A 14,557-nucleotide genomic window follows, 5' to 3' on the forward strand; every position below is an offset into this window, starting at 1 on the left:
GTCTGAGAGCCGGCGGGTGGGGGACGACTCCGATTTCGCCCGGGATGCAGACCGCATCGCGGTGGCCGAATCACATCGTCTAAGGAGCTCCGCATCAGCGATCCCCGTACCAATGAGCGCATCCGCGTCCCCGAGGTCCGCCTCGTCGGCCCCGCGGGTGAGCAGATCGGCGTTGTCCGCATCGAGGCAGCGCTGCGTCTCGCCCAGGAAGCCGATCTCGACCTCGTCGAGGTCGCCCCGAACTCGAAGCCGCCCGTCGTCAAGATCATGGACTACGGCAAGTTCAAGTACGAGGCCGCGCAGAAGGAAAAGGAAGCGCGTCGCAACCAGGCGAACACGATCCTCAAGGAAGTCCGCTTCCGTCTGAAGATCGAGGCGCACGACTACACGACGAAGCTCAAGCGCGCCGAGGGCTTCCTCAAGGCCGGCGACAAGGTCAAGGCCATGATCCTCTTCCGCGGTCGCGAGCAGTCGCGCCCGGAGCAGGGTGTCCGTCTGCTGCGCAAGTTCGCCGAAGACGTCGCCGAGTTCGGCACGGTCGAGTCGAACCCGACCATCGACGGCCGCAACATGGTGATGGTCGTCGCGCCGCACAAGAGCAAGTCCGAGGCGAAGCAGGAGCAGAACGCCGTGCGCGCCGCGAACAAGCAGGCCGCGCGCGACGCGAAGAACGACGCGGACGCCTCCGCGGACGCCAAGGCGGAGTAGGTCCGCCCCCAGAACTCCCGCACCGCGGGTTGACACCGTCGCCTGAGAAGGCGCCATACGAAGGAAGAGAAGATGCCGAAGCAGAAGACCCACTCGGGTGCTAAGAAGCGCTTCAAGATCACCGGCAGCGGCAAGCTGAAGAAGCAGCAGGCCGGGATGCGCCACAACCTCGAGCACAAGTCGAGCCGTCGCACCCGTCGTCTGAACCAGGACCAGGTGCTCGCGAAGGCGGACTTCAAGGTCGCGAAGAAGCTTCTCGGTCGCTGACGCGCCCGATCGCAGGATAGGAACACAGGAAAATGGCAAGAGTCAAGCGGGCGGTCAACGCCCACAAGAAGCGTCGGGTCATCCTCGAGCGCGCCTCCGGCTACCGCGGTCAGCGTTCGCGCCTCTACCGGAAGGCCAAGGAGCAGGTCATCCACTCCCTGGTCTACTCGTACCGGGACCGCCGCAAGCGCAAGGGCGACTTCCGTCGCCTCTGGATCCAGCGCATCAACGCTGCGGCTCGCCAGAACGGCATGACGTACAACCGCTTCATCCAGGGGCTGGGCCTCGCGGGTGTCACGGTCGACCGTCGCATGCTCGCCGACCTCGCGGTGAACGACGCCGCGACGTTCACGACGCTGGTCGAGACGGCGAAGAAGGCTCTGCCCTCCGACGTCAACGCGCCGAAGTCCGCGGCGTAAGCATCTCGCTTCCGAACGGGCGTCTTCCTCCGGGAAGGCGCCCGTTCCGCGTATCCGGGCGGTGTCGGGCTGACCGTAGACTGAGTTCGTGCTGGAGAACCCCCGTTCCCCCCGAGTCCGTGCCGTCGCCAAGCTGACCAAGCGCAGCGCCCGCACCGAGACCGGTCTTTTCCTGCTGGAAGGTCCGCAGTCCGTCCGCGAGGCGCTGACGTACCGCCCGGATGCGATCGTCGAGCTCTTCGCGACCCCGCACGGCTGGGAGAAGCACGCGGACATCCGCGCGAAGGCGGCGGACGCCGACGTCGAGGTCGAGTACGTGAGCGAGGACGTGCTCAACGCGATGGCCGACACGGTGACGCCCCAGGGACTCGTCGCGGTGGTCCGCCAGACGCCGACCTCGGTCCGCGAGATCTTCGACGGCACGCCGCGCCTCATCGCGATCTGCGAGGAGGTGCGCGACCCCGGCAACCTGGGCACGATCATCCGCGCGGCGGACGCGGCGGGCGCCGACGCGGTGGTGCTGACCGGCCGCACCGTCGACCCGTACAACCCCAAGGTGGTGCGCGCGACGACCGGCTCGCTCTTCCACCTCCCGGTCTCGGTGGGCGGCGAGCTCGACGAGGTCGTCCGGCGTGCGCACGAGGCGGGAATGCAGATCCTCGCGGCGGACGTGAAGGGGGACGACCTCCTCGCCGCACGCGCCGACGGCGTCCTCGGCGAGCCGACCGCGTGGCTGTTCGGCAACGAGGCGCGCGGGCTCGAGGACGAGGCTCTGACCAGGGCCGACCGGGTGCTCCGGCTGCCGATCTTCGGGCGTGCGGAGTCGCTGAACTTGGCCACCGCGGCGAGCGTCTGCCTGTACGAGAGCGCGTTCGCCCAACGCGCGGCTCCGGCCGGCTGAGCGGGTGAGGCGGGGCGCGGGGAGATGAGGATTCTGATCGTCGAGGACGACGAGCGGGTGGCGGGGGCCTTGCAGGCCTTCCTCGCGCGCTCGGGCTATGCCACCGTGCACGCGGCCGACGGGAACGCGGCGCTGGAGCACCTGGATGCCGACACCGAGGTCGTGCTGCTCGATCTCGGGCTGCCGGATGTCGACGGCATCGACCTCTGCCGCCGCATCCGCGGGCGCTCCGACGTGCCGATCGTCATCGTCACCGCGCGCAACCAGGTCGCCGAGCGCATCAAGGGACTGCGCGCCGGCGCCGACGACTTCGTGGTGAAGCCCTACGACGTGCACGAGCTCCTGGCGCGGATCGAGGCGGTCACCCGGCGGTCGCGGCCGCTGCGGACGGAGCCGGACACCCGGGTGCTGCTGCATGGCGGAGCGGTGCAGATCGACCTCGTCGCGCGGGAGGTGCAGGTCGGCGGGGTGCCGCTGGCGCTCACCCGCAAGGAGTTCGACATCGTGGGCGTGCTCGCGCGGTATCCGGGTGTCGCGGTGCCGAAGGAGCGCCTCATCCGCGAGGTCTGGAACACCGACTGGCGCGGCTTCGGCCACTCGCTGGAAGTGCATGTGGCGGCCATCCGGAAGAAGAGCGGTGACCGTGCGTTCATCGAGACCGTGCGCGGCGTCGGCTACCGGCTCGCGGGGTCCTGACGCGTGCGCCGCCGCCTGACCGTCGTCTTCCTCGTGCCGCTGATCGTGGTGCTCGTCGCGCTCGGCGGCGTGACGGGGTGGAGCGCGGCTCGCAGCGTCCAGCAGTCGTTCTACGCCGAGCAGCTCGGCGACCTCGGGTACTTCGCGACGAGCGCCCGACAGGCGCTGCGCTCCGGGAGCCCGGCGGTGATGGACGCCGAGGTCCGCCGCTTCCAGGAGGTCTACGGGATCGAGGTGACCGTGTTCGATCTCACCGGCAGCCCGTGGGCGGCGGGGGACCACGGAGACACGGTCCTGTCGGAGGGGGATGCGCAGCGGGTGCGGCTGGCGCTCTCCGGACGCCGCGCCGAGCAGCCGACCTCTTCCGCCTGGATCGTGTCCGATGCGGCGCTCGTGGAGCCGGTGTTCGACGACGGCGACGTGATCGGCGCCGTGCTCGTGACCGGAGGCACCCAGACGCCGCAGACCGTCATCCTCCGGCAGACGCTCGTGCTCGGCCTCATCGTCGTGCTGCTGTGCGCGCTCGGCATCCTCCTGGTCGCCGGGCTGGCCCGTTGGGTGCTCTCCCCGGTGCGCCGTCTCGACGAGACGATGGCGGCGATCGAGCGGGGGGAGATGGACGCGCGGGTGGCCGAGGGCACCGGGCCGCCCGAGCTGCGGCGCATGACGCGGGTGTTCAACGGCATGGCCGACGAGATCGAGCGCGTCATGACCCGCCAGCAGGAGTTCGCGCTGAACGCCTCGCACGAGCTGCGGAATCCGCTCAACGCGCTGCTGCTGCGCGTCGAGCACCTCGCGACGGGTCTGGGACGCGAGTGGGACCACGACGTGGAGGAGACCAGGGAGGAGGGCCGGCGGATGACCCGCATCCTGGAGACCCTCCTCGGGCTCGCCCGCGGCGGTCGCACCGACTCCACCATGTCGGCGGTCGATCTCGCCGCCGTGGCCGGACGCCGGGTCGAGGCCTGGCAGGAGGTGGCGGCGCAGCGGGCCATCGTGCTGCGTCGGACGGGGGAGTCGTCGGTCATGACGATCACCGACCGCACCATCGTGGAGAGCGCGCTCGACGCCGCGATCGACAACGCGGTGAAGTACTCGCCGGAGGGCTCGTCCATCGAGGTCGGCGCGCAGCGCGCGGGTGACGAATGCCGTCTTACCGTGCGCGACCACGGCCCCGGACTGTCGCCGGAGGATGCGTCGGCGGCGGCCGATCGCTTCTGGCGGAGCGCGGACAGCGGCGACATGCCGGGGACCGGGCTCGGGCTGGCGATCGCGACCGACCTCCTCGCGACGGTCGGGGGCGAGCTGCGGGTGCAGGGGGCCGACGGCGGCGGGCTCCTCGTGGCCCTCGTCCTCCCGGCGGAGGCGGCGGCATGAGCGCGTGGGGGCGGCGTGTCGTCGCCGGCATGCTCGCGCTCGTCACCGCAGTCGGGTTGAGCGCGTGCAGCCCGCGCTCCGCGGACTGGACGGAGACCGTCGCCGTGCTCGCCGCGGGCAGCCCCACCGGTGTCTACCACGACTACGGCAGCCACCTCGCGGCCGAGCTGTCGCGTGAGCTCGACGTCGACCTCACGGCGGAGGTGACGGCGGGATCGGTGGACAACCTGTTGCGCGTGAGTGCGGGGGAGGTCCTCCTCGGCTTCGCGCAGGGTGATGCGGCGGCGGACGCGGTGGCGGGGACGGGTGCCTTCACCGAGGCCTTGGACGTGCAGGCGATCGCCCGTCTCTACGACGAGTACCTGCAGATCGTCGTGCGCGACGACTCGGCCCTGGACGACCTGGCCGACCTCTCCGGGCGGAGGATCTCCCTCGGAGCCGAGAACTCGGGGGTGAACGTCATCGCCACCCGGGTGCTCCACGCGGCCGGCGTCGCCGCCGACGCGATCGACGATCCGCAGCTCGACCTCGGCGGTTCCATCGCCGCCATGGAGCGCGGCGAGATCGACGGCTTCTTCTGGGTGGGCGGGCTGCCGACGCCCGGAATCGCGGACCTCGCGGAGACCGTGGACGTGCGCCTGCTCCCGGTCGAGCAGGACTGGGTGAACGCGGTCAACGAGCGGTACTCCCACGCGTACCGGCCCGCCGACGTGCCTGCGGGCACCTACGGACTCGACGTCTCCGTGACGACGATGGCGGTGCCGAACTACCTCGTCACCGCCGGCAGCACCCCGCCCGGCGTCGTCCACGATCTCGTCGCGGGCCTGTTCGCCGCGCGTACCGCACTCGCCGCCGATGTGCCGGCGGCGGCGCTGCTGGACCGCCGGTCGGCGATCTTCACCGGACCGGTGCCCCTGCACCCCGGCGCGGAGCAGTACTACCGCGATCTGCGCCGGTGACCGGCGCCCCCCTCAAGAAATCCTCAAGATCCCTGACAGCCGTGCGCCGGCTCTGCCAGGGTGAGGTCGATCGCACACGATCGGACACCTGCTGCCTGCTGTCGCTGGGAGCGTGGCAGCAGGGCGATCCCGCGGCCCGAGGGGGCGGGCCGTGGGGTGCCCCTGCGAGGATGCATTGGCGCCGCGATCAGGTGATTACGAACGTGTAAACCTCACCGTGGTGCCTGGAACCGCGCGCATCGCGTGGCTAGTTTGGAGAAATGATGACCTCTGAAACCCCGCTCGTCGTCGTCGAGAACGTCCAGAAGCACTACGGCGAGTTCCAGGCGCTCAGCGACATCGACCTCACCGTCAACGCGGGGGAGGTCGTCGTCGTGATCGGCCCCTCCGGCTCGGGCAAGTCGACGCTCTGCCGCACGATCAACCGTCTGGAGACCATCACCAGCGGCTCGATCCGCATCGACGGCAAGGAGCTGCCCGCGGAGGGCAAGGCGCTCGCGCACCTGCGGGCCGACGTCGGCATGGTCTTCCAGTCCTTCAACCTCTTCGCGCACCTCACGATCCTCGAGAACGTGACGCTCGGCCCGATCAAGGTCCGCGGCCTGAAGAAGTCCGACGCCGAGGCGGAAGCCATGATGCTCCTCAAGCGCGTCGGCGTCGCGCAGCAGGCGAACAAGCTCCCCGCGCAGCTCTCCGGCGGCCAGCAGCAGCGCGTCGCGATCGCACGGGCCCTCGCCATGCAGCCGAAGGTCATGCTGTTCGACGAGCCGACCAGCGCGCTCGACCCGGAGATGATCAACGAGGTCCTCGACGTCATGGTCGAGCTCGCCCAGGAGGGCATGACCATGATCGTCGTCACCCACGAGATGGGCTTCGCCCGCAAGGCGGCCGATCGCGTCGTCTTCATGGCGGACGGCCGGATCGTCGAGGAGGCCAAGCCCGAGGAGTTCTTCACGAACCCGAAGAGCGACCGCGCCAAGGACTTCCTCTCGAAGCTCCTCACGCACTGACTTCCCAGACCCAGCACCCACAGCACAGCACACGAAGGAGACGCACATGCGACGCACACGGACACTGGCCGGATTCGGGATCGCCACGGTGGCGCTGCTCGCGCTCACGGCCTGCAACAGCGGCACGCCGTCGAGCACCGGCACGTCGGGAAGCGACGAGGGCGACGCCTCGAGCAGCACGCCCTGGACCGTCGAGGAGGACGTCACGATCGAGGGGAGCCCCACGTTCGACCGCATCTCCTCGTCGGGCACCGTCAAGGTGGGCGTCAAGGAGGACCAGCCCGGTCTCGGCTACCTCGACCCCGTGACCGGGGAGCGGACCGGCTTCGACGTCGACATCGCCCGCTGGATGGCGGCGTCCCTCGGAGTCGACCCGGAGAAGATCGAGTTCCAGGCGATCGCCTCCGCGAACCGCGAGCAGGCCATCGTCAACGGTGACATCGACTACTACGTCGGCACCTACTCCATCACGGACAAGCGCAAGGAGCAGATCGCCTTCGCCGGTCCCTACTTCGTCACCGGCCAGGGCCTCCTCGTCGCCGCCGACAGCGACATCGCGAGCGTCGACGACCTGGACTCCTCGACCACGGTCTGCTCGGCGACGGGTTCGACGCCGATCCAGAACATCAAGGAGAACTACCCCGAGGTGAAGACGAAGGAGTACGACACGTACTCCAAGTGCGTCGAGGACCTCAAGAACGGTCAGGTCGACGCGGTCACGACCGACGAGGCCATCCTCATCGGCTACGCGGCGCAGGACCCCGACAACCTCAAGGTCGTCGGCGAGCCGTTCAGCGAGGAGCGCTACGGCATCGGTGTGGCGAAGGGCGACGACGCGCTCGTCGAGTACTTCAACACGCAGCTCACCGACGGTGGCGACATCTGGCAGCAGATCTTCGACAACAACCTCGGCGCCTCCGGTGTGAAGGCCGAGCAGCCCGAGGTCGACCCGGTCGGTTGATCTCCCGGGGGCGGCCGGTCCGACCGGCCGCCCCCGTCCTCCTCGGCGTCGACCTGACGCGGAAACGAACCGAAAGGCACAGCAGTGGGAGTGATCTCTGACCACCTCGACCTCTGGGGTGAAGCGCTGTGGGGAACCATCGCGCTGTTCCTCGGCGGTGGCCTCATCGCCGTGGTGCTCGGACTCATCGTCGGAGCGGCCCGCGTGTCCCCGGTCCCGATCGCGCGCGGCGTCGGCGCCGTGTACGTGAACTGGATCCGGAACACCCCGCTCACGCTGGTGATGTTCTTCTTCGCGTTCTGCCTTCCGATCCTGCTGGGGGAGCGGGTCAACTCCCTGCTGCTGGCCACGATCGCCCTCGGCATCTACACCGCCACGTACGTCGCGGAGGCGATCCGCGCCGGCATCAACACGGTGCCGGTCGGACAGGCGGAGGCGGCACGCGCCATCGGCCTCAACTTCGGCCAGGTCATGCGCTTCGTCGTGCTGCCCCAGGCCACGCGGTCCGTGGTCCCGCCGCTCATGAGCGTGCTGATCGCCCTCATGAAGAACACCACGGTGGCCGCCGGCTTCTCGGTGGTCAACCTCGGCACGATCCGGGCGGCACTCAGCGAGCGGGGCGAGAACGCCCTTGTCGTGCTGCTCTGGGTCATGGTCATCTTCGTCGTGCTCGTGCTGCTCCTGAGCTGGGTGCAGCGCGTGCTCGAGAACAAGTGGAGGATCGCGCGATGAGTTCCGTCCTGTTCGACGTCCCGGGCCCCCGCGCGGTCGCCCGCAACCGGATCATCGGTGCCGTCACGATCCTCGTCGTCCTCGCCGTGCTCGGCTGGGTGGTCTGGCGCCTGTACGCCACCGGCCAGTTCTCCGCGGAGAAGTGGAACATCTTCACCTACTCGGCGGTCTGGGTGCGTTTCGGGGAGGGCCTGCTCAGTACGCTCTCCGCCTTCGCCGTCGCCGGTGTCGGCTCGCTGGTCCTCGGCTTCGTCCTCGGCATCGGCCGCCTCTCCGAGCACGCCTGGGTGCGGGAGCCGGTGCGGTGGATCATCGAGATCATGCGGGCGATCCCCGTCCTGATCCTCATGATGCTGCTGTACTACGGCCTTCCGGTGATCGGCATCCGGATGCCCCCGTACTTCGCGGTCGTCATCGCGCTCATCGTCTACAACGGCTCCGTGCTCGCAGAGGTGCTCCGCGCCGGGATCGAGTCGCTGCCGCGCGGACAGAAGGAGGCCGGCTACGCGATCGGTCTGCGCAAGACCGGGGTCATGTACTTCATCCTCATCCCGCAGGCCGTCCGGGCGATGATGCCCGTGATCATCGCGCAGCTCGTGGTGGCACTGAAGGACACCGCGCTGGGCTTCATCATCACGTACCAGGAGCTGCTGTACGTCATCAACCAGATCGGCAATCAGGCGCCCTACGGGTCGCCGCTGATCCCCGCCGCGATCGTCGGCGGCTCGATGTACGTCGCGGTCTGTCTGGTGCTGTCCTACATCGCCTACCGCCTGCAGCGTCGGGCGAAGCGCTCGGCCAAGGCCGGACCGGACGAGGCGGACCCTCGCCAGCACGACGGCGAGACGAACACGTCGCTCATCGTGGCGCAGCGCGGGCTGGGCAAGTTCGACGCCAACAACTCCGGCGCTTCCGGCCTCTGAGCCGCTACCGGCGCGGGGCGCCCGTCCCGCGCCGGTAGACTCGACTCCCGTGTCAGAGTCTCCGGAAATCACCCCCGAAGCGGTCGAAGCCGCTGTCGCCGACGCCCTCACGGCGATCGACGCGGCCGCCGACACCGCCGCGCTGAAAGCCGCCCGTGCGGCGCACGTCGCGGAGGGATCGCCGCTCGCGGTCCTGAACGCCTCGATGCGCCAGGTCGCCCCCGAGAACAAGGCCGCGTTCGGCAAGCTCGTCGGCCAGGGCCGCGGTCGTGTGAACCAGGCGCTCGCGGCGAAGGAGGCCGAGCTGGCCGCCGCCGAGGTCGCCGCGCGCCTGGAGGCCGAGCGCGTCGACATCACCGCCGTCCCGTCGCGGACGCGTGTGGGCGCCCGGCACCCGCTCGCTCTCCTGCAGGACCACGTCGAGGACATCTTCGTCGGCATGGGGTGGGAGATCGCGGAGGGGCCGGAGCTCGAGCACGAGTGGTTCAACTTCGACGCGCTGAACTTCGACGTCGACCACCCCGCCCGCCAGGAGCAGGACACCTTCTACGTCGACCCGACCTCGCGCCACCTCGTCATGCGCACGCACACGAGCCCGGTGCAGGTGCGGTCGATGCTGAACCGCGAGGTCCCCATCTACGTGCTGTGCCCGGGCCGCGTGTACCGCACCGACGAGTTCGACGCCACGCACCTCCCGGTCTTCACGCAGTTCGAGGGACTGGTCGTCGACAAGGGCATCACGATGGCGCACCTCAAGGGCACGCTCGACCACTTCGCGAAGCAGCTCTTCGGTCCGGAGGCCAAGACCCGCTTCCGCACGAACTACTTCCCCTTCACCGAGCCCTCCGCCGAGCTCGACCTGTGGCACCCGACCTTCAAGGGCGGCGCGCGCTGGATCGAGTGGGGCGGCTGCGGCATGGTCAACCCGAACGTGCTGCGCGCGGCCGGGATCGACCCGGAGGTGTACAGCGGCTTCGCGTTCGGCATGGGCATCGAGCGGGGCCTGATGTTCCGCAGCGATGTGCAGGACATGCGCGACATGGCCGAGGGCGATGTCCGTTTCAGCGAGCAGTACGGGATGGTGGTGTGATGCGCGTCCCGCTTTCGTGGCTGCGTGAGTACGTCGATCTGGCAGCGGATGCCACGCCCGAGGACGTCCTCGCGGCGCTGGTCACCGTCGGCTTCGAAGAGGAGGACGTGCACCGCTTCGACATCACGGGTCCCGTGGTGGTCGGCCAGGTCGTCTCGCTCGAGCCGGAGCCCCAGTCGAACGGCAAGACCATCAACTGGTGCCAGGTCGACGTCGGTCCTGAGCACGGCGGTGTCCGCGGGATCGTCTGCGGCGCGCACAACTTCGTCGCCGGCGACAAGGTCGTCGTGACCCTGCCCGGCGCCGTCCTTCCCGGTCCGTTCCCCATCGCCGCCCGTAAGACCTACGGTCACGTGTCGGACGGCATGATCGCCTCCGCGCGCGAGCTGGGTCTCGGCGACGAGCACAACGGCATCGTCGTGCTGAGCGACCTCGGCATCGATGCGCCCGTGGGCACGGACGCGATCGCGCTGCTGGGCCTCGACGACGTCGCGGTGGAGATCAACGTCACGCCGGACCGCGGCTACGCGTTCTCGGTGCGCGGCGTCGCCCGTGAGTACTCCCACGCCACGGGGGCGGCCTTCCGCGACCCCGCCGAGCGCGACTTCGCCGAGCTGCAGCCCGGTTCCGGACACACGGCCGTGGTCGACGACCAGGCGCCGGTGCGCGGCAAGGTCGGCGCGAGCGAGTTCGTCACCCGGGTCGTGCGCGACGTCGATCCGTCGCGGCCCACCCCGCCGTGGATGATCGCGCGCCTGAGCCTCGCCGGCATGCGGTCGCTGGGGGTGCTCATCGACATCACGAACTACGTCATGCTCGAGCTCGGGCAGCCGCTGCACGGCTACGACCTCGACAAGCTCACGGGAGGCATCACCGTCCGGCGCGCGACGCCGGGGGAGACGATGACCACGCTCGACGGCGTGGAGCGGAAGCTGCACGTCGAAGACCTCCTCATCACCGACGACTCCGGCCCCATCGGCCTCGCCGGTGTCATGGGCGGCGGCACCACCGAGATGAGCGACACCACGCGGAACGTGCTCATCGAGGCGGCGACCTTCGACGCGACGACCATCGCCCGCACGGCCCGCCGGCACAAGCTCCCGAGCGAGGCGTCCAAGCGCTTCGAGCGCGGCGTCGACCCGCTGATCCCGTTCGTCGCGGCCCGGCGCGCGGCCGACCTCATGGTCGAGCTCGCCGGTGGCACGCTCACGGAGGAAGGTGGCGCGCTCTTCGCCGAGGTCTTCGTCGCCGAGATCGAGCTCCCGCGCGGTTTCGTGCAGGGACTGATCGGCGTCGACTACACCGACGACGAGATCACCGGGGCGCTCACGACGATCGGGGCGGAGGTCAGCCCTTCGACAGGCTCAGGGACCCCGGGCGGGTGGACAGTCATCCCGCCGACCTGGCGCCCGGACCTCACCGACAAGTGGACGCTCGCCGAGGAGGTCGCCCGCATCCACGGGCTCGACCGCATCCCCGCGGTGCTGCCGACGCCGCCGTCCGGCCGCGGCCTCACGGCCCACCAGCAGGGGCGTCGCCGCGTGGCGAACGCTCTCGCAGCCGCCGGGTTCGTGGAGACTCCGGCGTTCCCGTTCACGACCGAGGCGCAGAACGATCTGCACGGCTCCGCGTCCGGTGAGCACCTGCCCAGCATCCGCCTCGCGAACCCGCTCGACGGGCAGGTGCCGTTCCTGCGGCGCTCGCTCATCCCGGGTCTGCTGCAGACCGCGCACCGCAACATCTCGCGCGGGCTCACGGATCTCGCGCTGTTCGAGACCGGGGCCGTGTTCGTCCCGGAGCCCGGCGTGGAGTACGGCACCGCCGAGGTCCCGCCGCTGGGTGTCCGGCCGTCGGATGAGGTGCTCGCCGAGCTCGACGCCTCCATCCCCCCGCAGGAGCGCCACGTCGCGGTGCTGCTGACCGGCAATGTGTCGCCGCGTCAGCCGGGGCGTGCCGCCGAGGCCGCCGGGCTCGTCGAGGCGCTCGACGCGGTCCGCGTGATCGGGGCCGCCGCGGGCATCGAGATCGACGTCGTGCAGACGCAGCGCGCCGCGCTCCATCCCGGACGCACCGGTGCGCTGGTCGCCGCCGGCGAGGAGATCGGCTATGTCGGCGAGCTGCATCCCGCCGTCGCGGAGGAGGCCGACCTGCCCGGCCGCGCCACCGTACTGGAACTCGACCTCGACCGGCTGCTCACGCTCGCCGGAGGACGCATTGTTGCGGCGTCGCTGTCCACGTTCCCGGCCGCGACGCAGGACGTCTCGCTCACGCTGCCGGCCGAGGTGCCGGCGGGCGAGGTCCGCGCGGCTCTCATCGAGGGCGCCGGCGCGCTGCTGGAGTCGGTCCGGCTCGTGGACGACTACCGCGGCGAGGGCGTGCCCGAGGGATCGAAGTCGCTGACGTTCGCCCTGCGCTTCCGGGCCGACGACCGCACGCTGACCGCCGCGGAGGCCTCCGAGGCGAAGATGGCGGGCGTCGCCGTCGCCGCGGAGCGCTTCGGCGCCGCCCTCCGCGACTGATCGGGAGAGCGCACGGCCCCTTTCCGGGGAGCCGTGCGCTCTCGCGATAGCGTGGCCGGATGACGAGCCTCCTCCTGCAGCCCACGCCACCCTCGGTCCCCGCCGGAGCGCGATCGCTCGGGGAGGGACCGTTCCTCTCGCCGGGTGCGCAGCTCGACTGGCACTACCGCAAGCCGGGGTGGACCACGGGGGAGGCGGCGACCGTCACCCCCATGCGCGTCGTCCGTGACGATGAGCGCGGTCTCGTCGCGTGGCTCGCCGCCGGGACGCAGCAGGAAGGTCAGGGCACGCGGGACGGGGAGCGCATCCGGACCGTCCCGCTCGATCGGCGGTGGCGGGAGCCCCGGCGCCGGATCGTCGAGGAGTGGTGGGGCAACGGCATCCTGCGCATCGCGCCCGCGGGAGTGCCGTGGTCGGTCTGGCTGTTCTGGAGCTCGGTCACCGGGACGACGTGGGACTTCGCCGGCTGGTACGTCAACCTCGAGAACGCGCACCTGCGCACCGACAGTGCCACCTACACCTCCGATCACGTCCTCGACGTCGAGATCGCACAGGACGGGCGCGTGGCGATGAAGGACGAGGACGAGCTGGTCGCCGCCGTCGACCAGGGACGGCTGACCGCCGCGCAGGCCGCGCAGATCGAGCGGCACGCGGTCGCGGCCATCGCGTCGTTCCATGCCGGCGACTGGCCGTTCGATCGGGAGTGGATCGACTGGCGACCGGACCCGTCGTGGACGATCCCGGTGTTGGACGGCCTCGACGAGATCGTCGTCCCCTGACCGCTTCGGGGCCGGCCTCCGCGACGGCGCCGAGCCCGCGCGGCATCAGGCGTTCGCGCGGCATCAGGCGACAGCAGCGCCCATGGCCTGTGCTCGCGTGAGGGCCTGAGCTCGCGTGGTGGGCGGTGTCCGCGTGAGGGCCGGTGTCCGCGTGAGGGCCTGTGCTCGCGGGGTGGCCTGTGTCGCTCCGCTCTGAGCGGAGGCCCTTCCCCCGAGTCGTCGATCCTGATGACATGGGCACATGACGGATGTGCTGATCCTGGGGGGAACCGGATGGCTGTCGGAGCGCATCGCCGCGCACGCGTTGGGGGCGGGCGCGTCGGTGACCTGCCTCGCCCGCGGCGGGCGGCCGGCGCCACCGGGAGCGACCCTCGTGCTCGCCGACCGCGACGACGAGGACGCCTATGACGTCGTCTCGCGCACCGACTGGGACCACGTCGTCGACGTCTCCTCCCGCGCCGCTCATGTCTCCGGGGCCGTCCGCGCGCTCGGCGAGCGTGCCGCCCGGTGGACCTGCGTCTCGTCGATGTCGGTGTACCGCGACGACGAGACGGTCGGGACGGACGAGTCGGCCCCGCGGCACCCGGCGGCGCAGGCCGGTGAGGACGACGACTACGCGCGGCAGAAGGTCGCGGCGGAGGACGCCGTGCAGGAGAGCCTCGGCGACCGCGCGCTCCTCGTCCGTCCCGGCCTCATCGTCGGCGACGGCGACCCGAGCGATCGCTTCGGCTACTGGGCGGCGGCGTTCCTCCGGGCCCTGGACGAGCCCGTGCTGCTCCCGCCGCTCGACGGGCGCACGGCGCAGGTCATCGACGTCGAGGACGTCGCCGCCTTCGTCGTGTCCGCCACCGTCACCGGTGCCGTCAACGCGATCGGCGACGTGCGCGACCTGGAGGACGTGCTGCGTACGGTGCGCGCTTCCACCGGGCACACCGGTCCGGTCGTCGTCGGCACGGAGGAGCGTCTCGTCGCGGAGGGTGTCGCGTACTGGGCGGGGCCGCGCTCGCTCCCGCTGTGGCTGCCGCCCGAGATGAGCGGATTCATGACCCGCTCGAACGCGCGGTACCGGCGCGGCGGAGGTAGGCTCCGGCCCCTCGAAGAGACGGTGGAACGCGTCGTGGCGGACGAGCGCGAACGGGGCGTGGACCGGGAGCGCCGTGCCGGACTCACGCGGACGGAGGAGCGGGCGCTGCTCGACGCCTTCGCTCGCTAGACT

Annotated in this window: 15 protein-coding genes; all 15 read left to right on the plus strand. The window is 70.6% G+C overall.

Annotated elements, in window-relative coordinates; translation table 11 throughout:
• The first annotated feature begins 93 nt into the window (after positions 1 to 93).
• The 15 genes from infC to ACFU8V_RS16425 all read left to right on the plus strand — a co-directional run bounded on the left by infC (position 94) and on the right by ACFU8V_RS16425 (position 14,554).
• Positions 94 to 708, plus strand: coding sequence for a translation initiation factor IF-3 (gene infC / locus ACFU8V_RS16355; RefSeq protein ID WP_102209100.1), 615 nt, complete (start codon positions 94 to 96; stop codon positions 706 to 708).
• A gap of 72 nt (positions 709 to 780) precedes the next feature.
• Complete coding sequence (gene rpmI / locus ACFU8V_RS16360) at positions 781 to 975, plus strand: 50S ribosomal protein L35 (protein WP_025105280.1); 195 nt, start codon at positions 781 to 783, stop codon at positions 973 to 975.
• Positions 976 to 1,007: 32 nt separating this feature from the next.
• A complete protein-coding gene (gene rplT / locus ACFU8V_RS16365) occupies positions 1,008 to 1,394 on the plus strand; it encodes a 50S ribosomal protein L20 (RefSeq protein ID WP_017202428.1) in 387 nt (128 codons plus the stop codon).
• Between the two features lie 88 nt (positions 1,395 to 1,482).
• Positions 1,483 to 2,295 (plus strand): RNA methyltransferase, encoded by an 813-nt coding sequence (locus ACFU8V_RS16370; protein ID WP_025105278.1) that lies wholly within the window; start codon positions 1,483 to 1,485, stop codon positions 2,293 to 2,295.
• Between the two features lie 24 nt (positions 2,296 to 2,319).
• Positions 2,320 to 2,991, plus strand: a complete 672-nt coding sequence (locus tag ACFU8V_RS16375) for a response regulator transcription factor (RefSeq protein ID WP_025105277.1) — start codon at positions 2,320 to 2,322, stop codon at positions 2,989 to 2,991.
• A gap of 3 nt (positions 2,992 to 2,994) precedes the next feature.
• Positions 2,995 to 4,368 (plus strand): ATP-binding protein, encoded by a 1,374-nt coding sequence (locus ACFU8V_RS16380; protein WP_025105276.1) that lies wholly within the window; start codon positions 2,995 to 2,997, stop codon positions 4,366 to 4,368.
• Positions 4,365 to 5,327, plus strand: a complete 963-nt coding sequence (locus ACFU8V_RS16385; protein WP_378872780.1) for a TAXI family TRAP transporter solute-binding subunit — start codon at positions 4,365 to 4,367, stop codon at positions 5,325 to 5,327. The genes ACFU8V_RS16380 and ACFU8V_RS16385 overlap by 4 nt, the downstream gene beginning before the upstream one ends.
• A gap of 263 nt (positions 5,328 to 5,590) precedes the next feature.
• Complete coding sequence (locus ACFU8V_RS16390; protein WP_025105274.1) at positions 5,591 to 6,337, plus strand: amino acid ABC transporter ATP-binding protein; 747 nt, start codon at positions 5,591 to 5,593, stop codon at positions 6,335 to 6,337.
• 46 nt (positions 6,338 to 6,383) lie between these two features.
• Positions 6,384 to 7,298: a glutamate ABC transporter substrate-binding protein gene (locus ACFU8V_RS16395; RefSeq protein WP_338566386.1), complete on the plus strand. Its 915-nt coding sequence runs from the start codon at positions 6,384 to 6,386 to the stop codon at positions 7,296 to 7,298.
• A gap of 84 nt (positions 7,299 to 7,382) precedes the next feature.
• Positions 7,383 to 8,030 carry an amino acid ABC transporter permease gene (locus ACFU8V_RS16400; RefSeq protein WP_062636670.1) on the plus strand — a complete coding sequence of 216 codons (648 nt, stop codon included), beginning with the start codon at positions 7,383 to 7,385 and terminating at the stop codon, positions 8,028 to 8,030.
• Positions 8,027 to 8,953: an amino acid ABC transporter permease gene (locus tag ACFU8V_RS16405; protein WP_303709496.1), complete on the plus strand. Its 927-nt coding sequence runs from the start codon at positions 8,027 to 8,029 to the stop codon at positions 8,951 to 8,953. The genes ACFU8V_RS16400 and ACFU8V_RS16405 overlap by 4 nt, the downstream gene beginning before the upstream one ends.
• A gap of 49 nt (positions 8,954 to 9,002) precedes the next feature.
• A complete protein-coding gene (gene pheS, locus ACFU8V_RS16410; RefSeq protein WP_303709497.1) occupies positions 9,003 to 10,043 on the plus strand; it encodes a phenylalanine--tRNA ligase subunit alpha in 1,041 nt (346 codons plus the stop codon).
• Entirely contained in the window at positions 10,043 to 12,562 is a 2,520-nt protein-coding gene (pheT, locus tag ACFU8V_RS16415; RefSeq protein WP_378872786.1) for a phenylalanine--tRNA ligase subunit beta, read from the plus strand. Before pheS ends, pheT begins: the two co-directional genes overlap by 1 nt.
• Positions 12,563 to 12,621: 59 nt before the next feature.
• The gene (locus tag ACFU8V_RS16420; RefSeq protein WP_378872789.1) at positions 12,622 to 13,341 is read left to right on the plus strand and encodes a DUF402 domain-containing protein; all 720 of its coding nucleotides are present in this window, start codon (positions 12,622 to 12,624) and stop codon (positions 13,339 to 13,341) included.
• A gap of 241 nt (positions 13,342 to 13,582) precedes the next feature.
• Complete coding sequence (locus ACFU8V_RS16425) at positions 13,583 to 14,554, plus strand: NAD-dependent epimerase/dehydratase family protein (protein WP_249520852.1); 972 nt, start codon at positions 13,583 to 13,585, stop codon at positions 14,552 to 14,554.
• The last annotated feature ends 3 nt before the right edge of the window (positions 14,555 to 14,557 follow it).

The sequence above is a fragment of the Microbacterium sp. NPDC057658 genome (assembly GCF_042799975.1).
In the GTDB taxonomy this organism is placed as follows: Bacteria; Actinomycetota; Actinomycetes; order Actinomycetales; family Microbacteriaceae; genus Microbacterium.